The sequence below is a fragment of the Pseudomonas sp. GM17 genome (assembly GCF_000282175.2).
Lineage (GTDB): Bacteria > Pseudomonadota > Gammaproteobacteria > Pseudomonadales > Pseudomonadaceae > Aquipseudomonas > Aquipseudomonas chlororaphis.
This window is the reverse complement of record NZ_CP124732.1, coordinates 5,151,657-5,173,373: the sequence shown is the minus strand read 5'-3', so window position 1 is coordinate 5,173,373 and position 21,717 is coordinate 5,151,657. Positions and strand designations below refer to the sequence as shown.

Genomic DNA, 21,717 nt, shown 5'->3' with positions numbered 1-21,717 from the left:
CGGCTGATTATCGCCGAATTGTTAATCCATACCATGGACACTTCATTTCACAGGAGTGTCGTCATGGCTGTTTCCCGTTTGTTGCCTGTCATCCCCGGCCTGGCCGCCTTGTCGCTGTTCAGTGCGCTGTGCGGCGCCGCGCCCCAGGCCGAAGTCGGCGTCAGCCCCTGGGGGCCGAAAGATGAGATCGGCCGCCTGAACCTGATCACCGAGCAGTCGCGGGCGGCGATCATGGCCCGGGTCAGCGGCAGCCAGGCCTACGACCTGGCAGTCGAGTATTTCGTCGGCATGCCCAGCTGGCAGGCGGCGGGCGATCCGCCGTACCAGATGTGGATGACCCACACCCCCCACGGCAATGTGATCGCCGACCCGATGCAGGTCGGCGAACCGATGAACCGGCATGTCAGCTATACCGGCTCGGCGGTGTCGATGTACGCCCATATGGGCACCCATATCGATGCGCTTAACCACTTCGGCCTCGACGGCAAGATCTGGAACGGCTTTCGCGCCGACCAGCACCTGGGCGACCGTGGCTGGAACGTCACCGGCGCGGAAAAACTGCCGCCGATCGTTGCCCGCGGGGTGCTGATCGACGTCGCCGCGGCCAAGGGCGTGGACATGCTGGCGGACAATTACCGGGTGACCCGCGCCGACCTGCAACAGGCGCTGAAGGCGCAGAAGGTCAGCCTGGAAAAGGGCGACGTGGTGCTGATCCGCACCGGGCGCATGCGCGACTACGAAAAGGCCCAGGCCTATATGGCCAACCCGCCGGGCATGAGCCTGGACGCGGCGAAGTTCCTGGTGGAGGAGGGCGGCGCGATGGTGGTGGGCGCCGATAACCTGAGTTTCGAGACCTTCCCGTCGGAGGTGGAAGGCAACTACTTGCCGTTGCATACCTACCTGCTGGCGATGCAGGGCGCGCCGATCCTGGAACTGGTCAATCTCGAAGGCCTGTCGCGGGACCGGGTGTACCAGTTCGCCTTTATCGGTGCGTCATTGAAGTTGCGCGGTGCCGATGCCGCGCCGATTCGGCCGATTGCCTTGCCGATTCGCTAAACGCCTGCCGTCCGGTCAGCCCGATGTTTGTGTAGCCGCTGCCGCAGGCTGCGATCGAGCGGCACGCTCGCGGGGATCTTGCGGGCGCCGAGACCCTGCGGGTCTATCGCAGCCTCGCGGGCTCGGCAGCGGCTACAGGGAACGGGGACTCCCTCGATATTCCGGTCAGGCTCGATGCTTGTGTAGCCGCTGCCGCAGGCTGCGATCGAGCGGCACGCTCGCGGGGATCTTGCGGGCGCTGGAGACCCTGCGGGTCTGTCGCAGCCTCGCAGGCTCGGCAGCGGCTACAGGGGCTGTTGGCGTTAGTCTTGCTCGCACAACGTCCGTAAGGCCGGGTCGCGCACGCGCATCAGCTCGAACAGCCCCAGGGCCCTGAGCGCCGGCAGGGCGGCCAGCAGATCTTCTTCGGCCACGCGGCGCTGCTGCGCCGAGGTGCCCGGGTCGCTCCACAGCCGGGCATTGATCAGGAAGGCCCCCACCGTACCCTTGCGTACCTGGGTGCCATTGAAGTCGCCATGGTTGAGTTGATCGGGTAACAGGTCTTCGGCGCGCATGGAGCAATCCTCGTGTGAATGAGCGTTCAGTCTGCGGCCCGAGGATTGGCTAAACTGCCTGGTTCTTGCCGTTGAATAACGTGAAACAGCCAATGTCCCAACCTTTGGTTTCCCCCTTGCTCGCTCAAGCCGAGAGCGGCCCGCTGCTGGTCGCGGCGTGGCAACACAGCCCGATCGAACGGCAGACCGCCGCCCACAGTCATGCCCGCGGCCAACTGCTCGGCGCCCGGCGCGGCCTGTTGTCGGTGACGGCGGCCGACAGCCAGTGGGTGGTGCCGGCGACCCATGCGGTGTGGGTGCCGCCCCGCTGCGAACACGCCCTGCGTTCCCATGGCCCGTTCGACGGCTGGAGCATCTATGTCGAGCCCGAGGCCTGCCACGAACTGCCGGCGCAACCACGGATCATTGCCACCTCCGGGTTGTTGCTGGAGGCGGTGATGCGTGCGGCGAGCTGGCCACAAGGCGCGCTGGATGAGCCGCAATTGCGCATCGCCCGGGTGATCCTCGATGAACTGGGCAGCCTGCCGGTGGAACCCTTTGGCCTGCCATTGCCTGTGGACCCGCGGTTGCGGCGGATCTGCCAGGTGCTGGCCGACGACCTGGCGGACAGCCGCGGCCTGGAGGCCTGGGCGCAATGGGCGGGGATCTCGCCACGAACCCTGGCCCGGCGTTTTGTCGCCGAGACCGGTTTTGCCTTCAGCCAGTGGCGGCAGCGCGCGCGATTGCTGCGGGCCCTGGAGCGCCTGGCGGCGGGCGATGCAGTGACCCGGGTGGCGCTGGACCTGGGCTACGACAATGTCAGCGCCTTTATCGCCATGTTCCGACGTCAGTTCGGGGTGACGCCGGGGCGCTATTTCGCCCGGCACGGAACAGGCTGAGCGCCGCTACCCCGATAGACGCGGGCGCATGCCCTCACCCCGCCGAAAACCGCTCCCGGCTGTTGCTCAGGTGGGTCCACATCGCCGCCCGTGCGGCATCCGGGTCCTGGCGGCGGATGGCGGCGTAGAGGGTTTCGTGTTCCTGGTTGGCCAGGGTCGCCAGTTGCGCCAGGTCGACATCGCCGCGCTCGGCGTCGCGCACCCGGGTCCGGGGGATCAGGGCGTTGCCCAACGATTGCAGGATCTGCACGAAATAGGGGTTGCCGGTGGCTTCGGCGATCAGCAGGTGGAAACGCTGGTCAGCCTCCACGCAACTGTCGTTGTTGGCCAGCAGTTGCTGGTAGTCGTCCAGCGCCTGGCGCATCTGCGCCAGTTGCTCGGCGCTGCGCCGGCGGGCGGCGAGAGCCACCGCCTGGGTTTCCAGGCCCAGGCGCAATTCGAGGATGTCGCGCACGCTCAGGGCGGTATCGACGTTCAAGCGCAGGCCGTGAGTGTCCTGGCGTTCCAGCACGAAGCTGCCGACGCCATGGTGGGTTTCCACCCAGCCGGCGGCCTGCAGTTTGGAGATGGCTTCGCGCACCACGGTGCGGCTGACGCCATGGGCGCGGACGATGGTGCTTTCCGACGGCAGCTTGTCACCGGGCTTGAGCAGGCCGCGCATGATCTGTTGGGTCAGGTCGCTGACCAGGTCATGGGCCAGGTTGGTGGAAGGGCGACGGCGGCCCGGGGCGATATCGGATTCGGTGCTCATGGCAAGGTCGCGCGGGGAGGAAGCAAAAAGCTTATCACCGAAGTGGCCGGGCAGGGCTCAACTTGTCTGACATGTATGACAAGTTATCGGATAAGTCACTTCAGGGTTCAGTGCAGGTTCTCAGCGCGAGTGCAGCCTGAAAAATATTTCTGTGCCTATATTTTTTATTTATATGAATTAAATCAATTGGTTGAGTTTATTTCTCAACATTCTCTTCGATCAACAAAGCCTCGAGTACCGACTTCTGCGACGAGTCTGCGCTTGTGACGCTATTTTTCTACTTGTATGATGACTGTCAACTAGGGCGCTCGCCCAGTCACCCGCACACAACAACAAACAAGTGGGAGAGGCATCGTGAATACCACCCTCAATCCGGCCGGCGACGATTCCCTGCTGGCCATCGCCGTGGCGAAGGTCAAGCGCCATGTGCTGCCGCTGTTCGTCATCATGTTCATCGTCAACTACATCGACCGGGTCAACATCGGCTTCGTCCGCACCCACCTGGAACATGACCTGGGCATCGGCGCCGCGGCCTACGGTTTTGGCGCCGGGCTGTTCTTCATCGGTTACGCGTTGTTCGAAGTGCCGTCCAACATGCTGTTGCAGCGGGTCGGCGCGCGGATCTGGCTGACCCGCATCATGTTCACCTGGGGGCTGGTGGCCACGGCCATGGCCTTCGTGCAGAACGAAACCCAGTTCTATGTGCTGCGCTTCCTGCTGGGGGTGGCCGAGGCCGGGTTCTTCCCCGGGGTGATCTATTACTTCACCCGCTGGTTGCCCGGGGTGGAGCGGGGCAAGGCGATCGCCATTTTCCTAAGCGGTTCGGCCGTGGCTTCGCTGGTCTCCGGCCCGCTGTCCGGAGCGCTGTTGCAGATCGAGGGCCTGGGCTGGCACGGCTGGCAGTGGATGTTCATCATCGAGGGCATGGCTTCGGTGCTGCTCTGCGGTTTTGTCTGGTTCTGGCTCGACTCCACGCCCCGTGACGCCAAGTGGCTGAGCCCCGGCGAGCAGGAGGCGCTGGTGCGGGCGATCGACGGCGAACAGCGCGAGCGCGAAGCGGCGATGCCGGTCAAGCCGTCGCTCTGGACCCTGCTCAAGGACCGGCAGATCCTGCTGTTCTGCCTGATCTACTTCTGCATCCAGCTGACCATCTACGCCGCGACCTTCTGGCTGCCGAGCATCATCAAGAAGATGGGCGACCTCAGCGACCTGCAGGTGGGCTTCTTCAACTCCATTCCCTGGCTGATCTCGATCATCGCCATGTATGCCTTCGCCGCGGCGTCCGGCAAATGGAAGTTCCAGCAGGCCTGGGTCGCCAGCGCCTTGCTGGTGGCGGCCGTCGGGATGTTCCTGTCCACCACCGGCGGGCCGGTGTTCGCCTTCGTCGCCGTGTGCTTCGCCGCTATCGGCTTCAAGTCGGCATCCGCGCTGTTCTGGCCGATTCCCCAGGCCTACCTGGATGCGCGCATCGCCGCCGCGGTGATCGCCCTGATCAACTCCATCGGCAACCTCGGCGGCTTCGTCGCCCCGGCCACCTTCGGCCTGCTGGAACAACGCACCGGGTCGATCCAGGGTGGCCTGTACAGCCTGGCGGCGACCTCGATCATCGCCGCGATCATCGTGTTTTTCGCCCGCACCCGGCCCAAGGCCCATGTCATGCCGACGCCCTTGGACGATGCCCGCCCGCTGCTGGACAAAACCCACTGACCTTTGCCGACAGGAACCGCCCCATGACTTTTGAATCCACCCATCATCACCCTGGCCAGACACCGCTTGTCACCCGACTGCAAGTGGTGCCGGTGGCCGGGCATGACAGCATGCTGCTCAACCTCAGCGGCGCCCACGGCCCGTTTTTCACCCGCAATATCGTGATCCTTACCGACAGCGCCGGTAACACCGGGGTCGGTGAAGTGCCGGGGGGCGAGCGGATTCGCGCGACCCTCGAAGAGGCCCGGGAACTGCTGGTCGGCCAGCCCATCGGCCATTACCAGAAGCTGCTCAACCGGGTGCGCCAACGTTTTGCCGAGCGCGATGCCGGCGGGCGGGGCCAGCAGACTTTCGACCTGCGCATCGCCATCCATGCGGTGACCGCGCTGGAAGCGGCGCTGCTCGACCTGCTCGGCCAGTTCCTCGGGGTGCCGGTGGCGGCGTTGCTCGGCGAAGGCCAGCAGCGCGAATCGGTGAAGATGCTCGGCTACCTGTTCTACATCGGCGACCGGCGCCAGACCGACCTGGCCTACCGCAACGAAGCCGAGGCCGACGATGCCTGGCTGCGCCTGCGCCATGAACCGGCGCTGAACGCCGAGAGCATCGTGCGCCTGGCCGAGGCGGCCAAGGCGCGGTATGGCTTCAACGACTTCAAGCTCAAGGGCGGCGTGCTGCGCGGCGAAGAGGAAATGGAGGCCGTCACCGCCCTGGCCGAATGCTTTCCCAAGGCGCGCATCACCCTCGACCCCAACGGTGCCTGGTCGCTGAAACAGGCGATCGCCCTGTGTCGCGATCAACACCGGGTGCTGGCCTATGCCGAAGACCCCTGCGGCGCGGAAAACGGTTACTCCGGGCGCGAGGTGATGGCCGAATTCCGCCGCGCCACCGGGCTGCCCACGGCGACCAACATGATCGCCACCGACTGGCGGGAAATGGGCCACGCGATCCAGTTGCAAGCGGTGGACATTCCCCTGGCCGATCCGCATTTCTGGACGATGCAGGGTTCGGTGCGGGTGGCGCAGATGTGCCATGAATGGGGGCTGACCTGGGGCTCGCATTCCAACAACCACTTCGACATTTCCCTGGCCATGTTCACCCATGTGGCGGCCGCGGCGCCGGGCGAGATCACCGCCATCGACACCCACTGGATCTGGCAGGACGGCCAGCACCTGACCCGCAATCCGCTGCAGATCGTCGAGGGCTGCGTGGCGGTGCCGCAGACGCCGGGGCTGGGCGTCGAACTGGACCTGGACGCGCTGGCCCGCGCCCATGAGCTGTACAACAGCCGGGGCCTGGGGGCGCGGGACGACAGCGTGGCCATGCAGTTCCTGATCCCGGGCTGGCGCTTCGACAACAAGCAGCCGTGCCTGGTGCGCTGAGCCAGGCAGGAGAAGCTTGGCCGGGCCGCTGCATTCACAGTAATGTCAGCGGCCCGTCTGCTTTTGGAGCCCTGCAATGACTGCTTTCTACGATGCCCGCGGCAATCTTTACGGCGTGGTGGCGCCCGAGGCGGTACGCCGGTTGGGGATCGCCTTGCCGGCCAGCGCGGCCGAGGCGGCGCTGGCCCGGGCCAATTGGAGCGAGCAGGCCATCGAAGCCCTGTGCAGTTGGCCCTCCGGCACCCGGCCGGAAGGGGCCAAGGCCCATCGCAGCGACGGTTTGCTGGTCGGGCCGTTCCAGGACGCGCCGCCGTTCGACCTGCTGATCGTCAACACCGACGGCACCCTGGCCGAGCGCAGCGGCAACGGCCTGACCATCTTTTCCCAGGCCTTGACCGAGCAAGGGCTGCTGCCGGCCCAGGGGCCTGCGCAGCTGCGGGTGCATCACGACAAGCCGGACGGGGTGTCGCCGCTGGCGACCCTGGTCGAGCCGGCGCAGGTGGCCGGGGTGTCCGGTTTCTGGCTGGACCTCGGGCAACCGGCGTTCGGCCCGCACGCCGTGGGTGCGCAACACGGGGTCGAGCATGACGGTTCGAGCTGCGTCGAGCTGAGCCGGGTGCGCGGGCTGGCGCGGTTGCACCCGCAATGGTGCCGTAGCCAGTTCGTGCGTATCGGCAACCCCCATTGCGTGACCCTGGTCAGTGACGCCAGCGCCTTGCCGGGCAACCGGCAGATGAGCGAAGCGCCCCTGGCCGAGGCCCTGACCCGTATCGCCTACGCCCTGCCCACCGGCAGCGGTGAACCCTGTCCGGCCGGGGTGAACCTGCAATGGGCGTGGCTGGAGGGCCCGCAGCGCATCGCTGCACGGGTGTTCGAACGCGGCGAAGGCCCCACGGCATCCTCCGGCACCAGCGCCAGCGCGGTGGCCAGCGCGGCGTGGCGGGTCGGTTGGGTCAAGGCCGGCGAAGTCGCGGTGGTGATGCCCGGCGGCACCGCGCCGCTGCGCCTGGAGGAGCGGGGTGGGGAGCTGGTGCGGGTGAGCCTGTTCGGGACGGCGCGCCTGATTCCGTAGCCGCTGTTGCAGGCTGCGCAATAGTCCGCAGGACTTTTCGGAGAGCTTGAAGAGCGTCTGTAGAGGTTCAGGCACGATGATGCTTGGGATAACAACTCAAGGGTGGCGATTGTGTGCCGATTAGTGTGTTGTGAAAGGCATCTCGTCTTTTGTGCTGATCTTCGGAGTATTTGTGACGCTCAGAGTAATTATTGCCGCATTGGCGATATTGGCCGGATGTGTGATTGCTGTTCTTAATGCTTGCGATAGTGCCTGGTTTTCCGCTGCGGTGGCGCTTGAAGCAGGTTTTCTGGCTGGCTTCTGCGTGCTCTTGGGGTTCTCCGGGTCCAGAGAGTCCGTGTGGGTCAAGTTGGGCGGTGGTCTTTTGCTGTTGTTGGGCATTCTTGCCGTCGTTAACGAAAAACCTGCTTTTGATCTTGACCGATCGAAAGCCAATCAGCAGTTGGCCCTGGCTTTTGCAAACCGAGACGTTGAATGCACCAGTGAATATGCAGAGATGCAGCGGTTGCGTGATAGGGGGATCTCAGCCTGTTCTACTCAAGGGGCCAAGGATATACGGGAGGCGGCGACAGAGCTGTCCAAGGCACAGCATCTAGGTGCCGGGGCGACACTGGCCGATGGTGCTTATACGCAGATAAAAGGTTCCGCCTCGGATCATTGTTTTGAGGCGTATTTGGCAGCCAAGAAGCTATGCCCGAATGCGTTCTCTTCGCTTGAAAAGCCTGTCCGGATCATTCTGGAAAAGTACGAGTCCAGTCGTAAACCCTGATTCGAAAAAGTGTTGAGTCAGATGCCGCCTTCGCGGGCAAGCCTCGCTCCTACAGAGGAATATGCAACCTGCTTCTGTAGGCGCGAGGCTTGCCCGCGATGATGTCAGCGGCCGTTACACAAACCCCGCATCACCTGGCAGCTCGACCTGGGCCATCTGCCGTTTCATCAGCACCTTGCCGTCGCGGATCGAGTACAGCGGCAGGCCTTGGCTGCGGATCATTTCGTAGTCGCTGTCGGCCGACAGGATCAGCAGGTTGGCCGGCCGGCCTTCCTCCAGGCCGTAACGCTCACCCAGGGCCAGGGCCTTGGCGCTGTTGTCGGTGACCAGGTCGAGGGCGCTCTGCAGGTTGCGGTAGCCGAGCATGTGGCAGATATGCAGGCCGGCTTCCAGCACCCGCAGGATGTTGCCGTTACCCAGGGGGTACCAGGGATCGACGATCGAGTCCTGGCCGAAACACACGTTCATCCCGGCTTCCAGCAGCTCGTTGACCCGGGTCACGCCGCGGCGTTTCGGGAAGCTGTCGAAGCGCCCCTGCAGGTGGATGCTTTCGGTGGGGCAGGAGACGAAGCTGATGCCCGAGTGGCCGAGCAGGCGGAACAGCTTGGCGCAGTAGGCGTTGTCGTAGGAGCCCATGGCGGTGGTGTGGCTGGCGGTCACCCGCGAACCCATGTCGCGGCTGCGAGCTTCCTCGGCCAGCACTTCGAGAAAACGCGAATGCGGGTCGTCGGTCTCGTCGCAATGCACGTCCACCAGGCAGCCGGTGCGTTCGGCCAGGTCCATGAGGAACTTCACCGAGCTGACGCCCTGGTCGCGGGTGTACTCGAAGTGCGGGATACCGCCCACCACATCGGCGCCCAGGCGGATCGCCTCTTCCATCAACTCGCGGCCGTTGCGGTAGCTTTCGATGCCTTCCTGAGGGAAGGCGACGATCTGCATGTCCACCAGGTGCGCGCTTTGCTCGCGCACTTCGAGCATGGCCTTGAGCGCGGTCAGCTCCGGGTCGGTGACATCGACATGGGTACGCACGTGCTGGATGCCGTGGGCGGCGAGGGCGCGCAGGGTTTTCCGGGCGCGGGCCTTGGTGTCTTCCTGGGTGATGGTGACCTTGCGCTCGCCCCAGCATTCGATGCCTTCGAACAGGGTGCCGCTCATGTTCCAGCGCGGCTCGCCCGCGGTGAGGGTGGCGTCCAGGTGAATGTGCGGCTCGACGAAGGGCGGCACCACCAGGTTGCCGCCGGCGTCGAGGTCGTCGGGGCCCAGGGTCGGGGCTTCGGTCTGCCGGGCGATGCTGGCGATGCGACCGTTCTCCAGGTGCAGTTCGTGCAGGCCTTCGCGGTTGCGCAGGCGGGCGTTGATGATGAGCATCGGAGCGATTCCTTTTTCAATCCTGGCGGTCAGGGTACGGCGCTCGGGCCGGCGGCCGCAACGTCGCGTGGCCCGGGCTCATGCCTGGATGTCCGCGGCGGTGGTGGCGCGTGCGCCGAGCAGGCTGCTCAGCAGCATGTAGCTCAGGGCGGCGGCCGCGATGCCTACCAGCGGCGCGACCCAGGGCGAGCCGAAGGCCGCCACGGTGCCGATGGCATAGGCGCCCAGGCCGGCCCAGTTGAACGCCGGCAATTTGCTGTCGGCCAGGCGCGGGTACTGGCCGCGGTAGCGATAGAAGAAGTCGGCCATGATCACCCCGCCAATCGGCGGGATCACCGTGCCCAGCAGAATCAGGTAGGGCACCAGCATGTCGTACATGCCCAGCAGCGCTAGCAGGGTGCCGATCACCGCCCCGGCCAGGGTCACAGTCTTGCGTCGGCCAGTGCGCAGCAGGTTGCAGCCGGCGACGGCGAAGTTGTAGATGGTGTTGTCCTGGGTGCTCCAGATATTCAGCAGGAGCATGGCCATGGCGGCCATGGCGAAGCCCTGCAACAGCAGCACTTCGACCACGTCCGGCTGCTGGTAGACGATGGCGCCGTAGGCACCGATCAGCACCATCAGGCCGTTGCCGATAAAAAAGCCGATCAGGCTGGCCAGCACGGCGACCCTGGCCGAGCGGGAAAAACGCGTCCAGTTGGTAGCCTGGGTGGCGCCGCTGACGAAGGTACCGAACACCAGGGTGATGGCCGTGGACAGGTCGAGGCTGGCGCTCGGCACCACGGCCAGCAACCCCTCGAGGCCGCCGACCTTGACCGTGGCCACCCACATCGACAGCAACAGCAGCAGGGCCATGGCCGGCACCGCGATCCAGGAGAGAATTTCCAGCCCGCGATAACCGACGTAGGCGGTGGCGCAGAACACCAGACCGAACAGCACCATCAGCCCCAGCACGGTGCCCTGGCCCAGCTCGAAATACTTGCCCAGTACCACTGCGGCGGTGGCGGTGCCCCAGGCGTACCAGCCGATCTGGGTGAAGCCGAGGATCAGGTCGCTGAGCTTGCTGCCCACCTCGCCGAAACAGAAGCGCCCCATCAGCACCGAGTTCAGGCCGCTCTTGAAGGCGATATAGCCCAGGCCCGCCGCGTACAGGCCCAGCAGCAGGTTGCCGAGGACGATCACTCCGAGCATCTGGCCAAAGCTGAAGGCCACGCCGAGCTTGCCGCCGGCGAACATGGTGGCGGTGAAAAAGGTGAAGCCCAGCAGCACCATGGCCGTGGAGGCCAGGCCCTTGCGCGCGTGCATCGGCACTTCGCTGAGCGGGTAGTCGTTGCCTGGATCGTTCTGCGTCATGTGCCTTCCCCTGATTGGCCCAGGCGTGGCCTGGTGCGTAAGCGACGCAGGCATCTGCTGCAGTCGCCGTGCCAACGCCCCCAGGGTCAGGGGCGTTCGGCTGGCGCTGTGCAACCTGCAGGAGATTTATAGACAAGCAGGGGATTTTTGCTTTCCGGCGCGGCCGATTGGCCGGCTCAGGCGCGAAAGCGGTGCGCCGGTGAGACAAATTGGATCACGGACGCCCGATCAATCGAACAGGGTCAGGCGGGTTTCGCCGCGGTGGAAGGCAAAGGCGGCTTCGATATCGCTTTCCACGGTGCGGCCGCGGGACAGTTCGGGCAGGGCGTCGAGGGCGAAGAACCCGGCGTCGCTGACTTCCGAGCCGGCCACCGGGGCGCTGCGCTCACTGCGTTCGCAGAGAAAATACAGCTTGTAGAAGTCCCGGGTGTCGGGGGTGAAGGGGCCCTTGGCCTTGTGCCGGACGCTGTAGAGGGCGCGGGCCGAGACGCTGAGCCCGGCCTCTTCGTGGATCTCCTTGACGATGTTTTCGGCGGCCGACAGGCCGATGTCGGCATACCCGCCGGGCATGGCCCAGCGCCCGTCGGTCTGTTCGCGGACCAGGAGGATGCGCTCGTCTTCGATCAAGGCGCCGCGCACATCCACCAGGGGTGTCGAGTAGCGTTTGGCGAAGTCCGACACCAGGCCGGCGATGCGTTCCAGGGGCACGTCGGCCAGTTGCGCGAGCATGCTGTGGGCGATGTCGGCGACTTCCTGGTAACGCTCGCGATCGAACGGGTCCTTGCAGAAATGCAGCCCGGTGGAGGCCAGGGCCTGCAAGCGTTTGGCGTGGGTGAGCCAGGTGTTTTCCATGGTGCGTGTCCTCAGGTAATCGCCGGGGCTGAATCCGTCACTGTAGGAGCGAGCTTGCTCGCGATGAGGCCCTTGAGTATTGCATCGGCCTTGAAGACTTATCGCGAGCAAGCTCGCTCCTACAGGGGACGGGGCGGTGGTTGCTGGGCGAGGTAGGCGGCCAGGCGCGGCAGGGCTTCTTCGGCGCTGCCGCTGTGGCCGGCCCAGGTGCAGGCCAGCATCAGGTTGCGCGGCAGGTGGAAGTCCTCCACCAGGAAACCTTCGGCGTCGCGGCCGTCGGCGTCATGGGGCACCTGTTCGCGCAGGGTCGCGGGCGCCTCGAACCAGGCCCACACCGGTTTGCCCAGGGCGATGGCCATGCCCACCTCGAAGGCGGTGCCGGAGTCCGGCTCCAGGCCGCGAAAGTCGTTGAGGTTGGCCAGCACCGCGTCGCAGCCGCGGATTAGCTGCATGTTCTGCTGGCAGATCAGCTGCGCGGTCTGCTCCGGCGTCGGCTGGGCCGGCACCTGCTGGTCGAAGGGGTAGAGGCCTTGCAGGCCCTGGGCCTGGCACAGGTGCTTGAGGTATTCGCCGCGGGCGATGGCATCGCGGCGAAACAGGTCGAAGCCGGCGAGGTAGATACGTGGGCTCATGCCTGGCTCCCGGCCTGGGGCAGAAAGCGCAGCAGCGCGGCGATGATGGCTTCCGGTGCGTCTTCCTGCAGCAGGTGGCCGGCGTTGGGCACCGCCTGGAACCGTGAGCCGGGGATCAGCCGGTGCAACTGGCGCCCGCGTTCGATGGGGATCCACTGATCGTCCTCGCCCCAGAGGATCTGGGTCGGGCAGCGAATGCCGGGATAAAGCCCGGCCACCTCCGCGGTATAGCGCTCGTCCATTTGCGCGATCTGCCGGTAGAAGGCGGCCTGGCCGCTGGCGCCGAGCCAGGGCTGGACGTAGGGCGCCAGTTCCCGGTCGGGGATCTCGCGCTGGATCGCCCCACGAATGTAGGCCGGCACTATGGCGCGCTGGATATAGTCCGGCACCCCGCTGAAGGCCTGTTCATGCTGGCGCACGTGCTGCACGAACGGCGAGCCCCAGGGCGACAGCGCCACCGGGTCGAGCAGGGTCAGGCTGCGGTAGTCCTTGCCGTTGAGCAGGTGGGCGCGCAGGGCGGTGGCGCCGCCGAAGTCGTGGGCCACCACGTCCGGGCGCTCCAGGCCCCAGTGCTCCAGCAGTTCGGCCAGCAGCTGGTTCTGCACGCCGAGGGACACATCCTGGCCGGCGGCCTGTTCCGATTGGCCGTAGCCCAGCAGGTCGAAATAGTGCACCCGGTGGCTGGCGCTGAAATGCGGGGCGATGCGGTGCCAGACGTAGGAAGAAAACGGCGTGCCGTGCACCAATACCAGAGGCGGGCCGTCGCCGTGAATGGCGTAGCGCACCGTTTGCCCCTTGAAACGATATTGCCGATCCAGCAGCCAGTCGGTCATGGCGATCTTCCTCTGGGCACAAGAGGCAAGAGCATAAGCCAAAACGACGGGTTATCTGTAGGAGCGAGCTTGCTCGCGATAAATCCGCAAGGGCGATGCCGTCTTCGAGGACCTCATCGCGAGCAATCGAGCGTCGACCGGCTGCTCCTACAAGGGTAGGTTGGGGCGTTACTCGCCGCGATAGATGCAGCCGCTGGTGCAGGTCTCGTGAATGCGGATCGCACTCAACTCCGGCAGCAGGGGTTTGAGCTCGTTCCAGATCCACTTGGCCAGCACTTCGCTGGTGGGGTTTTCCAGGCCGGGGATGTCGTTCAGGTAGTTGTGGTCCAGGCGCTCGTAGAGCGGCTTGAAGATCTCCTTGATCTCGGAGAAATCGCGAATCCAGCCGGTGTGCGGATCGAGGTCGCCGCTCAGGTGGATGGCCACCTTGAACGAGTGGCCGTGCAGGCGCCCGCACTTGTGGCCTGCAGGCACATGGGGCAGGCGGTGGGCGGATTCGAAGGTAAATTCTTTGAAGATTTCCACAGTGTCGGTCAGCTCGGTCAGGTGGCTATCGCCGCGGGCGATGTAAGGCAGGCGGCGAGTTTACCAGCTTGGTTATACGGTTGCGGGAAAACACTGACTAAAGGGTCAATAGCTGTTCGCCGAGACGACCGCTACCGGCCAGCTCAAGGAACTCGTCGCCCAGGCGCCGGCTTTCGTCCATCGCGCTGCGCCAGTATTTCTGGCGGCTGGCGTCGTCGCCCATGAAGCGCTTGAAGTCGTTGCGGTCCGGCAGTTTGCCGTAGGGCAGGCGCGCCAGGTATTCCTTCGACGGTGCCAGCAGCAATACGTCCTGCAAACGGCCCGGGTTGCCGCGGCGCCAGGGCAGGGTCTTGTCGAACCAGCCGGGAATCACCCGGTCGGTGAAGTGCGGGTAGAGCACGATATCGTCGCCGCTGTAGGGCAGGTCGAGGTGGTAGTCCAGCAGGCCGCCGTCGCGGAAGGTGCCGGCCCCGGCCCCGGGCAGGTCGCGCACGCCTTGCATGACCATCGGGATCGAACCCGAGGCCAGCAGGGCCTGGCGCAGGTTGCCGGTGTCCAGCGGCACGAAGCGCGAGGGGAAGTCGTCGAGGGCATGCAGCGGTGGCGCCAGGCGCGGGTCATGCAGCACCAGGCGTTCGAAGTGCCGCGCCAGGCGCGCGCGACCACGCAGGTTGTCGGCGATCACCGAGGACAGCCCCAGGCCCAGCCGCCCGCGATGGTCGTCGGCGAGCAGGCCGTGGCTTTTCACCACCATGATGTTCAGCCGGTAGTGCGGGTTGTCGAGAATGCTCGCGTCGCGGCCGTCGAGCAGCTCGTGCAGCATGCGCTGCGAGCTCTGGCTGATCTGCGCCATGCTCACGCCCTTGGCGAAACTCTGGGCGTTGTACAGCTGGCCCAGGCGGCGGATGCCTTCGGCGGCGTCCGGCAGGCAGGCGCTGGCGAAGCGCCAGGAACCCACCGAGGCGCCAATCAGCGAACGTTCCCGTGGCGCCGCTGGCAGCCATTCGCCGAACAGCGCCAGGTCCAGCCCCTGGATGCCCAGGGCTTTCGGCCCGCCGGCGGCGCCGGGCAGGGTGCCGACTTCGGCCGCGCTCAGGCCGTTGGCGCGAATGCGCGCCAGGGCGCGTGGGCCGGCCTTGAGGGTCAGGGCGGGGAACTTGATGTGGATAGCGGTCATACCGGCCTCAATCTCGAGCGACAGCCGAGTATAAAAGTTCGGGCCCGCGGCGCCGAATGAAACCTGCGCGGCGCCGATGATGGCCATTCAGTTTCAATTAAGTTCGACCGGCTATCGTGAGCCCCGTAGCAACACATAACGAGAAATTCGGAGACACCCCATGAAAACCCTGACTGCCCTGTTCACCGCGACCCTCATCGGCATGACCGCCAGCCTGGCCCATGCCCGCGACCTGGGGCCCGACGAGGCCCTGAGACTGCGCGACGCTGGTACCATTGTGTCCTTTGAAAAACTCAATGCCACGGCATTGGCCAAGCACCCGGGCGCGACCATCACCGAAACCGAGCTGGAAGAGGAGTACGGCAAGTACATCTACCAGATCGAGATGCGCGACCCTCAAGGGGTTGAGTGGGACCTGGAATTGGACGCAGTGAGCGGCCAGGTGCTCAAGGATCATCAGGATACGTAATGAAGGTGAATCTACGCGCCGGCAGCAGGGTGGCCCTGGCGCTTCTGGCTTTTTGCTCGGTGGCGCTGGCCCGCGACCTGGACCAGGACGAAGCCCTGCGCCTGCGCCAGCAAGGGGTGATCCTGCCGCTGGAGCAATTGCTGCAGCAGGCCCTGGACCGTTACCCCGGGGCCAAGTTGCTGGAAGCCGAGCTGGAAGAAAAACACGACGTCTACATCTATGAAGTCGAGCTGCTGACCGCCGAGGGCGTGGTCCGCGAGCTGGACCTGGAGGCCACCACCGGCCGCTTACTGAAAGACAAGGAAGATGACTGATGCGCCTGCTCCTGGTGGAAGACCACGTCTCCCTGGCCGACGAACTGCTGGCCGGGCTCAACCGCCAGGGCTACGCCGTGGACTGGCTGGCCGATGGCCGTGACGCGCTGTACCAGGGCGCCAGCGAGCCCTACGACCTGATCGTGCTCGACCTCGGCCTGCCGGGGGTGCCGGGCCTGGAAGTGCTGGCCAAATGGCGCGCCGGCGGCCTGGCGACCCCGGTGCTGATCCTCACCGCCCGCGGGTCCTGGGCCGAGCGCATCGAAGGCCTGAAGGCCGGTGCCGACGACTACCTGACCAAACCCTTCCACCCGGAAGAATTGCACCTGCGCATCCAGGCGCTGCTGCGCCGTTCCCATGGCCAGGCCAACCAGCCGACATTGCAGGCCGCCGGGCTGCACCTCGACGAAGGCCGCCAGTGCGTGCTGCGCGACGGCGTGGACATCCAGCTGACCGCCGCTGAGTTCCGCCTGCTGCGCTATTTCATGCTGCACCCGGAGCAGATCCTCTCGAAAAGCCATTTGGCCGAACACCTCTACGACGGTGAGACCGAGCGCGATTCCAACGTGCTGGAAGTCCACGTCAACCACCTGCGGCGCAAGCTCGGGCGCAGCGTGATCGAAACCCGCCGCGGCCAGGGCTACCTGTTCGGCGGGAACGCCCAGTGAGGTCGATCCAGCGCCGCCTGAGCCTGGGCCTGATCAGTGTGATGGTGATTGTCGGCCTGGTGCTGGCGCAGACCAGCCTGTGGCTGTTCGAGATGGGCTTGCAACGCTACCTGGAAGCCGGCTTGCGCAATGACAGCGAAAGCCTGCTGGTGGCGCTGGTCCGGGGCCCCCAGGGTTTGCAGCTGGACGAGCGGCGGTTGTCGCCGGCTTATCAGCGGCCGTTTTCCGGGCATTACTTTCGCATCGACTTCGATGACGTGCACTGGCGCTCCCGCTCGCTGTGGGACCAGGACCTGCCTGCACTGGCACAGACCGGACTGCACAGCAACCTGCAACTGGGGCCGGAAGGCCAGCGCCTGCTGGTGCTGCGCACCGACTACCGGCGCCTCGGGCAATCGATTTCCATCAGCGTGGCCCAGGACTACACCCCGGTGCGCGAGAGCTTCCTGCGCATGCAACAGGTGGGCTTGGGCCTGGGCCTGGCCGGCCTGCTGCTGATCCTGATCCTGCAGCGGGTCACCGTGCGCCGCGCCTTGCGCCCGCTGGAGCAGGCCCGCGAGCAGATCGCCCAATTGCAGCGCGGCCAGCGTTCGCAACTGGACGAGCAGGTGCCGCTGGAGCTGGAACCGCTGGTGGCGCAGATCAACCATTTGCTGGCCCATACCGAAGACAGCCTGAAGCGTTCGCGCAATGCCCTGGGCAACCTCGGGCACGCGCTGAAGACCCCGCTGGCGGTGCTGCTGAGCCTGGCGTCCAACCCCAAGTTGCAGGCGCACCCGGAGCTGCGCCAGTTGCTCGAGGAGCAGTTGGAGCAGGTGCAGCAGCGGCTCAACCGCGAGTTGAACCGCGCGCGCCTGGCCGGCGATGCCTTGCCCGGCGCGCTGTTCGATTGCGACGCCGAGCTGCCGGGGCTGCTGGCGACCCTGAGCATGATCCATGGCGAGCACCTGGACCTGAGCTATCAGGCGGCCCCCGGCCTGCAACTGCCCTGGGACCGGGAAGACCTGCTGGAACTGCTGGGCAACCTGCTGGACAACGCTTGCAAGTGGGCCGATGCCGAAGTGGCGCTGAGCGTGTGGCAGACCGCCGAGGGTTATGGCCTGGCGGTGGACGACGACGGGCCGGGGATTCCCGAGGAACAGCGCAGCCAGGTGTTCAGCCGTGGCACGCGCCTGGACGAACAGACCGACGGCCACGGCCTGGGCCTGGGCATCGTGCGCGATATCGTCGAGAGCTGGGGTGGGGTGCTGCGCTTGCTGGAAAGCCCGCAGGGCGGCCTGCGGGTGTTGATCGAGTTGCCTGGGCGCCAGTAGCGGTTGCCCCCGAGCCTGGCGATGACAGGTGGGTCGCTATCGCGAGCAAGCTCGCTCCTACACTGACGGCGCCGTCCCTTTAGGAGCGAGCTTGCTCGCGATGAGGGGCGTCAGACCCGGAACTGGTCCATCAGGCTCTGCTGCTGGTTGGCCAGGCTGTTCAGCGACTGGCTGACCCGCGCCGATTCGTTGGCCTGCTCCGACAGCGATTCGGTGACGTCGCGAATGGTCGCCACGTTGTTGTTGATCTCCTCGGCCACCGCGCTTTGCTCTTCGGCGGCACTGGCAATCTGCAGGTTCATGTCGCTGATCACCGTCACCGCGTCGCCGATCTGCCGCAGGGCGGTGACCGCCTGGCCGACCTGCTCGACGCTGCCCTGGGCCTGGCGATGGCTGTTGCCCATCGAGCCGACTACTTCCTGGGTGCCGCTTTGCAGCTGCTCTATGACCTGGCGGGTTTCCTCCACCGATTCCTGGGTGCGCCGGGCGAGGTTGCGCACTTCGTCGGCGACCACCGCGAAACCACGCCCGGCCTCGCCGGCGCGGGCGGCCTCGATGGCGGCGTTGAGGGCCAGCAGGTTGGTCTGCTCGGCGATGGCGCGAATCACTTCCAGCACCGAGCCAATCTTTTCACTGTTGGCGGCCAGGCCTTCGACCTGGGTCATGGCGGTGCTCATATCGGCCGCCAGGTGATCGATGCTCGCGGTGGTGCGGTCGATCACGCTCAGGCCCTGGCGCGTGGCCTGGTCGGCATCGCGGGCGGCCTGCGCGGCCTGGGCCGCGCTGCGGGCGACGTCCTGGGCGGTGGCGCTCATCTCATGGGAAGCGGTGGCCACCTGGTCGACCTGGTGATACTGCTGCTCCATGCCGGCGCTGGTCTGGGTGGCGATGGCCGAGGACTGGTCGGCGGTGCCGCGGGCGTCCTGCACCGAGCGTTTCACCTCGGCGATGATCGGTTGCAGCTTGTCGAGGAAGCGGTTGAACCAGCCGGCCAGCTGGCCCAGTTCGTCTTTCTTGTCGTAGGCCAGGCGCCGGGTCAGGTCGCCTTCGCCGCTGGCGATGTCTTCCAGCATGTGCGCCACGCCGAGGATCGGCCGGGTCACGCTGCGCGCCATCAGCCACACCAGCAGCAGGCCGAGCACCGCGGCCAGCAGGCCCAGGCCCAGTTCGACCAGGGTGCCGGCTTTATTGCTCTGGTCCAGCTGGTTCTTCAGGGCTTCGGCCGGGCCCACCAGGACCCGCTCCGGCACTTGCAGCAGCACGCCCCAGGGCTTGCCGCCGGGAATCGGGGTGAAGGGCGCGAGCACTTTCAGGGCGTTGTCGTTGTGCAGGCTCTGGGTCTGGGTGCTGGCCGACAGCAGGCGGATCAGTTCGCCACCGTTGGTTTTGTCCAGTTGGTCCAGGCGCTGGCTGAGCTTGCTGGCGTCGGCGCTGTAGCCGGCGAGCAGGCCGACCGGGCTGATGATGCTGACCATGGTCTGGCCGTCGTAGAGCTCTTTGCTCGCTTGCTGGCTGACCGATTGCAGGCTGTTGAGGTTGATGTCCACCGACAGCGAGGCGATGACTTTGCCGTTCACCAGCAGCGGGAACACGATGCTGGTCATCAGCACGTTCTGGCCGTCGATCACATAGAAGTAAGGCTCGATCACACAAGGCTTGAGGGTGCTACGCGGGCAGGTGAACCAGGCGTTGGCCGGCTGGCCGCTGGGGCCGGTGGTGGTGTCGCTCATGTCGCTTTCCGGCAGCGCCATGGAGGTCAGCTTGCCCGGGGTCGGCTGCGACCAGTACAGGGCGAAGCGGCCCTTGTCGTTGCTGCCCAGTTCGTTCTGGTCGCTGAAGAGTTCGTCCTTGCCGTCCAGCGCGTTGGCTTCGAACACCAGCGACAGGCCGAGCAGGTCGGGGTTGGCCTGCAGCGCCGACTTCACCTGGCGGGTCAGGTCCTCGCGCAGGTCGAAGGCATCGAGGAAGCGCTTCTCGGCCTGCTCGCGCAGGAACAGCACCTGGCGCGAGAAGCCGTGGCCGTATTGATAGGCGTCCATGAATTGCTGGCGGATGCCCAGCGCCTGGACCTCGCCCTGGGCCTCGATGCGGGCCTGGGCGGCTTCGTTGAGCATCTCCATGCTCGAGGCTTTCACCAGGGCGGAGCTGTGCTCCATGCGGTACAGCGAAAGCCCCACCAGCAGGGTCACTACAGCGGCCAGGCAGAGGCCGGCGAGCAGGGTGATTTTCCACTGGATGGAAAGTTGTCTGAGCGACATGGAGACGTCCTTATTCGATATTTATTTGAGACTTTGCAGCGTATCGGCTGAAGAACGGCCTTCTTTAAACGCTCGTTCGAATGCCGCTCCCTGTAGCCGCTGCCGCAGGCTGCGATCGAGTGCGCAGCACTCGCAAAGGCACGCAATGCGACTGGCCTGGAAGACTCGATCCTCAGCCCGGCGTCCGCTGCGCGGCCGATCGCAGGCTGCGCCAGCGGCTACAAGTGATGGCGGAGCTGCCGGCGCAGGCGGTAGTCGGTCGGGCAGCGAATGCCCGCCGGTTTTGACAAGCGTTGCCCGCTGCTGCAAAGTGCGCGCCCTCTAATAAGACCCTCCTTTTTCAATCCGGCGTCGGCAATGGTTGCCCTCTGGCCGGACTCATTCCTTTTGCGGCGTTTTCCCGCCGCAGTGCCATGAGGTAACGATGATTAATGCAGTAATTGCCGCGGTTGGCGTCATGCTGGTCCTCAGCCTGTCCGCGTGCATGTGGTGATCGCGCTGATCGTAGGCGCGCTGGTGGGAGGGCTGACCGGTGGCCTGGGCATCGAGGCGACGCTCAAGGCTTTCAATAACGGCCTCGGCGGCGGGGCGACGGTGGCCCTGTCTTACGCCTTGCTCGGCGCCTTTGCGGTGGCGATCGCCAAGTCCGGCCTGGCCCACGCCCTGGCGGACAAGATCCTGCTGCTGGTGGACCGCCAGGACGCCAACGGCGGCGGCAACGTCAAATGGCTGCTGATCGGCCTGTTGTGGGTGGTGGCGATCGCCTCGCAGAACATCCTGCCGATCCATATCGCCTTCATCCCGCTGCTGGTGCCGCCGCTGTTGTATGTGCTGAGCAAACTGCAGTTGGACCGACGGTTGATCGCCTGCGTCATCACCTTCGGCCTGATCACCCCGTACATGTTCCTGCCGGTGGGGTTCGGCAACATCTTCCTCAACGAGATCCTGCTAGCCAACGTCGCCCGCAGCGGTGTGGACATCAGCAACATCAATGTCACCCACGCCATGGGCATTCCGGCGCTGGGCATGGTCTTCGGCCTGCTGCTGGCCTTTGTCAGCTACCGCAAGAAGCGCGTGTATGACCTGGAACTGATCGAGAAAGTCGAGCAGGTAACGGTGCAATACAACCCGCGCACGCTGTTGGTGGCGGGCCTGGCGATTGTTGCGGCCTTTGTCATCCAGCTGCTGCTGGACTCGATGATTATCGGCGCGCTGTCCGGCTTCCTGATCTTCTCGGTGTCGGGCATCGTGCGCTGGCGCGAGACCGACGACCTGTTCACCGAAGGTATGAAGATGATGGCGATGATCGGCTTCATCATGATCGCCGCCGCCGGTTTCGCCGAAGTGATGAAGGCCACCGGCGAGGTGAAAAGCCTGGTGGAGTCCTCGGCCAGCTGGATCGGCCACAGCAAGGGCGTGGGTGCCTTGCTGATGCTGCTGGTGGGGTTGCTGGTGACCATGGGCATCGGCTCGTCGTTCTCCACTGTGCCGATCCTGGCGACCATCTTCGTGCCGCTGTGCGTGCAGCTGGGCTTCAGCCCGCTGGCCATCGTCTGCATCGTCGGCACCGCCGGCGCATTGGGCGACGCCGGCTCGCCGGCCTCGGACTCGACCCTGGGCCCGACCTCCGGCCTGAACATCGACGGCCAGCATCACCACATCTGGGACACCGTGGTCCCGACCTTCCTGCACTACAACCTGCCGCTGCTGGCGTTCGGCTGGGTGGCCGCCATGGTGCTCTGAGCCCGCGGGGGGTTCAGTTGCAGCGCGTTGTTCCTATCGCGAGCAAGCT

The 21,717-nt window shown here is 65.5% G+C and carries 20 protein-coding genes and 2 pseudogenes; 11 read left to right on the top strand and 11 right to left on the bottom strand.

All coding sequences use genetic code 11. The features are described from left to right. The first annotated feature begins 63 nt into the window (after window positions 1–63). Window positions 64–1,056: a cyclase family protein gene (locus tag PMI20_RS23025; RefSeq protein ID WP_007932749.1), complete on the top strand. Its 993-nt coding sequence runs from the start codon at window positions 64–66 to the stop codon at window positions 1,054–1,056. 302 nt (window positions 1,057–1,358) lie between these two features. On the opposite strand, the gene PMI20_RS23020 is transcribed toward PMI20_RS23025, so the two are convergent. Continuing rightward, window positions 1,359–1,610: a hypothetical protein gene (locus PMI20_RS23020; protein ID WP_007930614.1), complete on the bottom strand. Its 252-nt coding sequence runs from the start codon at window positions 1,608–1,610 to the stop codon at window positions 1,359–1,361. Between the two features lie 92 nt (window positions 1,611–1,702). On the opposite strand from PMI20_RS23020, the gene PMI20_RS23015 reads away from it, so the two are divergent. After that, complete coding sequence (locus PMI20_RS23015; protein WP_007930612.1) at window positions 1,703–2,488, top strand: AraC family transcriptional regulator; 786 nt, start codon at window positions 1,703–1,705, stop codon at window positions 2,486–2,488. Between the two features lie 34 nt (window positions 2,489–2,522). Here PMI20_RS23015 and PMI20_RS23010 read toward each other — a convergent pair whose 3' ends face one another. Continuing rightward, window positions 2,523–3,239 carry a FadR/GntR family transcriptional regulator gene (locus PMI20_RS23010; RefSeq protein ID WP_007930610.1) on the bottom strand — a complete coding sequence of 239 codons (717 nt, stop codon included), beginning with the start codon at window positions 3,237–3,239 and terminating at the stop codon, window positions 2,523–2,525. Between the two features lie 354 nt (window positions 3,240–3,593). Here PMI20_RS23010 and PMI20_RS23005 point away from each other — a divergent pair, with 354 nt between their 5' ends. The 4 genes from PMI20_RS23005 (at window position 3,594) to PMI20_RS22990 (ending at window position 8,166) form a co-directional block, all read left to right on the top strand. Next, the gene (locus PMI20_RS23005) at window positions 3,594–4,946 is read left to right on the top strand and encodes an MFS transporter (RefSeq protein WP_007930608.1); all 1,353 of its coding nucleotides are present in this window, start codon (window positions 3,594–3,596) and stop codon (window positions 4,944–4,946) included. Window positions 4,947–4,969: 23 nt separating this feature from the next. Continuing rightward, the gene (gene gudD / locus PMI20_RS23000; RefSeq protein WP_007930607.1) at window positions 4,970–6,325 is read left to right on the top strand and encodes a glucarate dehydratase; all 1,356 of its coding nucleotides are present in this window, start codon (window positions 4,970–4,972) and stop codon (window positions 6,323–6,325) included. Window positions 6,326–6,401: 76 nt separating this feature from the next. Continuing rightward, window positions 6,402–7,397: a diaminopimelate epimerase gene (locus PMI20_RS22995; RefSeq protein ID WP_007930605.1), complete on the top strand. Its 996-nt coding sequence runs from the start codon at window positions 6,402–6,404 to the stop codon at window positions 7,395–7,397. Between the two features lie 130 nt (window positions 7,398–7,527). Beyond that, window positions 7,528–8,166: a hypothetical protein gene (locus tag PMI20_RS22990; protein ID WP_157173177.1), complete on the top strand. Its 639-nt coding sequence runs from the start codon at window positions 7,528–7,530 to the stop codon at window positions 8,164–8,166. Between the two features lie 114 nt (window positions 8,167–8,280). Here the strand turns inward: PMI20_RS22990 and codA are convergent, their stop codons facing one another. The 7 genes from codA to PMI20_RS22955 form a co-directional block, all read right to left on the bottom strand. Then, the gene (gene codA / locus PMI20_RS22985) at window positions 8,281–9,534 is read right to left on the bottom strand and encodes a cytosine deaminase (protein WP_007930597.1); all 1,254 of its coding nucleotides are present in this window, start codon (window positions 9,532–9,534) and stop codon (window positions 8,281–8,283) included. 78 nt (window positions 9,535–9,612) lie between these two features. After that, complete coding sequence (codB, locus tag PMI20_RS22980) at window positions 9,613–10,884, bottom strand: cytosine permease (RefSeq protein ID WP_007930585.1); 1,272 nt, start codon at window positions 10,882–10,884, stop codon at window positions 9,613–9,615. A gap of 228 nt (window positions 10,885–11,112) precedes the next feature. Continuing rightward, window positions 11,113–11,736, bottom strand: coding sequence for an NUDIX hydrolase (locus PMI20_RS22975; RefSeq protein ID WP_007930583.1), 624 nt, complete (start codon window positions 11,734–11,736; stop codon window positions 11,113–11,115). Between the two features lie 119 nt (window positions 11,737–11,855). Next, the gene (locus PMI20_RS22970; RefSeq protein WP_007930581.1) at window positions 11,856–12,368 is read right to left on the bottom strand and encodes a nucleoside 2-deoxyribosyltransferase; all 513 of its coding nucleotides are present in this window, start codon (window positions 12,366–12,368) and stop codon (window positions 11,856–11,858) included. Further along, window positions 12,365–13,201 carry an alpha/beta fold hydrolase gene (locus tag PMI20_RS22965; protein ID WP_007930579.1) on the bottom strand — a complete coding sequence of 279 codons (837 nt, stop codon included), beginning with the start codon at window positions 13,199–13,201 and terminating at the stop codon, window positions 12,365–12,367. The genes PMI20_RS22970 and PMI20_RS22965 overlap by 4 nt, the downstream gene beginning before the upstream one ends. A gap of 168 nt (window positions 13,202–13,369) precedes the next feature. Then, window positions 13,370–13,726, bottom strand: coding sequence for a 6-carboxytetrahydropterin synthase QueD (queD, locus tag PMI20_RS22960; RefSeq protein ID WP_007930577.1), 357 nt, complete (start codon window positions 13,724–13,726; stop codon window positions 13,370–13,372). Window positions 13,727–13,823: 97 nt separating this feature from the next. Beyond that, on the bottom strand, window positions 13,824–14,903 hold the full coding sequence (locus tag PMI20_RS22955) for a patatin-like phospholipase family protein (RefSeq protein ID WP_037035686.1): 1,080 nt from the start codon (window positions 14,901–14,903) through the stop codon (window positions 13,824–13,826). A 160-nt stretch (window positions 14,904–15,063) separates the two neighbouring features. On the opposite strand from PMI20_RS22955, the gene PMI20_RS22950 reads away from it, so the two are divergent. The 4 genes from PMI20_RS22950 to PMI20_RS22935 are packed head-to-tail and all read left to right on the top strand — an operon-like array spanning window position 15,064 to window position 17,667. Beyond that, window positions 15,064–15,372 (top strand): PepSY domain-containing protein, encoded by a 309-nt coding sequence (locus PMI20_RS22950; protein WP_007930566.1) that lies wholly within the window; start codon window positions 15,064–15,066, stop codon window positions 15,370–15,372. After that, the gene (locus tag PMI20_RS22945; RefSeq protein ID WP_007930564.1) at window positions 15,372–15,686 is read left to right on the top strand and encodes a PepSY domain-containing protein; all 315 of its coding nucleotides are present in this window, start codon (window positions 15,372–15,374) and stop codon (window positions 15,684–15,686) included. The genes PMI20_RS22950 and PMI20_RS22945 overlap by 1 nt, the downstream gene beginning before the upstream one ends. Next, window positions 15,686–16,354, top strand: a complete 669-nt coding sequence (locus PMI20_RS22940; protein ID WP_007930561.1) for a response regulator transcription factor — start codon at window positions 15,686–15,688, stop codon at window positions 16,352–16,354. Before PMI20_RS22945 ends, PMI20_RS22940 begins: the two co-directional genes overlap by 1 nt. Then, complete coding sequence (locus tag PMI20_RS22935; RefSeq protein ID WP_007930559.1) at window positions 16,351–17,667, top strand: sensor histidine kinase; 1,317 nt, start codon at window positions 16,351–16,353, stop codon at window positions 17,665–17,667. Before PMI20_RS22940 ends, PMI20_RS22935 begins: the two co-directional genes overlap by 4 nt. Before the next feature lie 110 nt (window positions 17,668–17,777). Here PMI20_RS22935 and PMI20_RS31030 read toward each other — a convergent pair whose 3' ends face one another. Then, a complete protein-coding gene (locus tag PMI20_RS31030) occupies window positions 17,778–18,533 on the bottom strand; it encodes a methyl-accepting chemotaxis protein (RefSeq protein WP_502945122.1) in 756 nt (251 codons plus the stop codon). 102 nt (window positions 18,534–18,635) lie between these two features. Beyond that, window positions 18,636–18,782 (bottom strand): annotated as a pseudogene (locus PMI20_RS31025) (HAMP domain-containing protein); the annotation flags it as partial. Window positions 18,783–20,352: 1,570 nt separating this feature from the next. On the opposite strand from PMI20_RS31025, the pseudogene PMI20_RS22925 reads away from it, so the two are divergent. Beyond that, window positions 20,353–21,668 (top strand): annotated as a pseudogene (locus tag PMI20_RS22925) (Na+/H+ antiporter family protein). Window positions 21,669–21,717: the final 49 nt, after the last annotated feature.

Coding starts and splice junctions, on each gene's coding strand:
- PMI20_RS23025 (WP_007932749.1), top strand. CDS start 64: ATGGCTGTTTCCCGTTTGTTGCCTGTCATCCCCGGCCTGGCCGCCTTG.
- PMI20_RS23020 (WP_007930614.1), bottom strand. CDS start 1,610: ATGCGCGCCGAAGACCTGTTACCCGATCAACTCAACCATGGCGACTTC.
- PMI20_RS23015 (WP_007930612.1), top strand. CDS start 1,703: ATGTCCCAACCTTTGGTTTCCCCCTTGCTCGCTCAAGCCGAGAGCGGC.
- PMI20_RS23010 (WP_007930610.1), bottom strand. CDS start 3,239: ATGAGCACCGAATCCGATATCGCCCCGGGCCGCCGTCGCCCTTCCACC.
- gudD (WP_007930607.1), top strand. CDS start 4,970: ATGACTTTTGAATCCACCCATCATCACCCTGGCCAGACACCGCTTGTC.
- PMI20_RS22995 (WP_007930605.1), top strand. CDS start 6,402: ATGACTGCTTTCTACGATGCCCGCGGCAATCTTTACGGCGTGGTGGCG.
- codA (WP_007930597.1), bottom strand. CDS start 9,534: ATGCTCATCATCAACGCCCGCCTGCGCAACCGCGAAGGCCTGCACGAA.
- codB (WP_007930585.1), bottom strand. CDS start 10,884: ATGACGCAGAACGATCCAGGCAACGACTACCCGCTCAGCGAAGTGCCG.
- PMI20_RS22975 (WP_007930583.1), bottom strand. CDS start 11,736: ATGGAAAACACCTGGCTCACCCACGCCAAACGCTTGCAGGCCCTGGCC.
- PMI20_RS22970 (WP_007930581.1), bottom strand. CDS start 12,368: ATGAGCCCACGTATCTACCTCGCCGGCTTCGACCTGTTTCGCCGCGAT.
- PMI20_RS22965 (WP_007930579.1), bottom strand. CDS start 13,201: ATGACCGACTGGCTGCTGGATCGGCAATATCGTTTCAAGGGGCAAACG.
- PMI20_RS22955 (WP_037035686.1), bottom strand. CDS start 14,903: ATGACCGCTATCCACATCAAGTTCCCCGCCCTGACCCTCAAGGCCGGC.
- PMI20_RS22950 (WP_007930566.1), top strand. CDS start 15,064: ATGAAAACCCTGACTGCCCTGTTCACCGCGACCCTCATCGGCATGACC.
- PMI20_RS22945 (WP_007930564.1), top strand. CDS start 15,372: ATGAAGGTGAATCTACGCGCCGGCAGCAGGGTGGCCCTGGCGCTTCTG.
- PMI20_RS22940 (WP_007930561.1), top strand. CDS start 15,686: ATGCGCCTGCTCCTGGTGGAAGACCACGTCTCCCTGGCCGACGAACTG.
- PMI20_RS31030 (WP_502945122.1), bottom strand. CDS start 18,533: ATGGAGCAGCAGTATCACCAGGTCGACCAGGTGGCCACCGCTTCCCAT.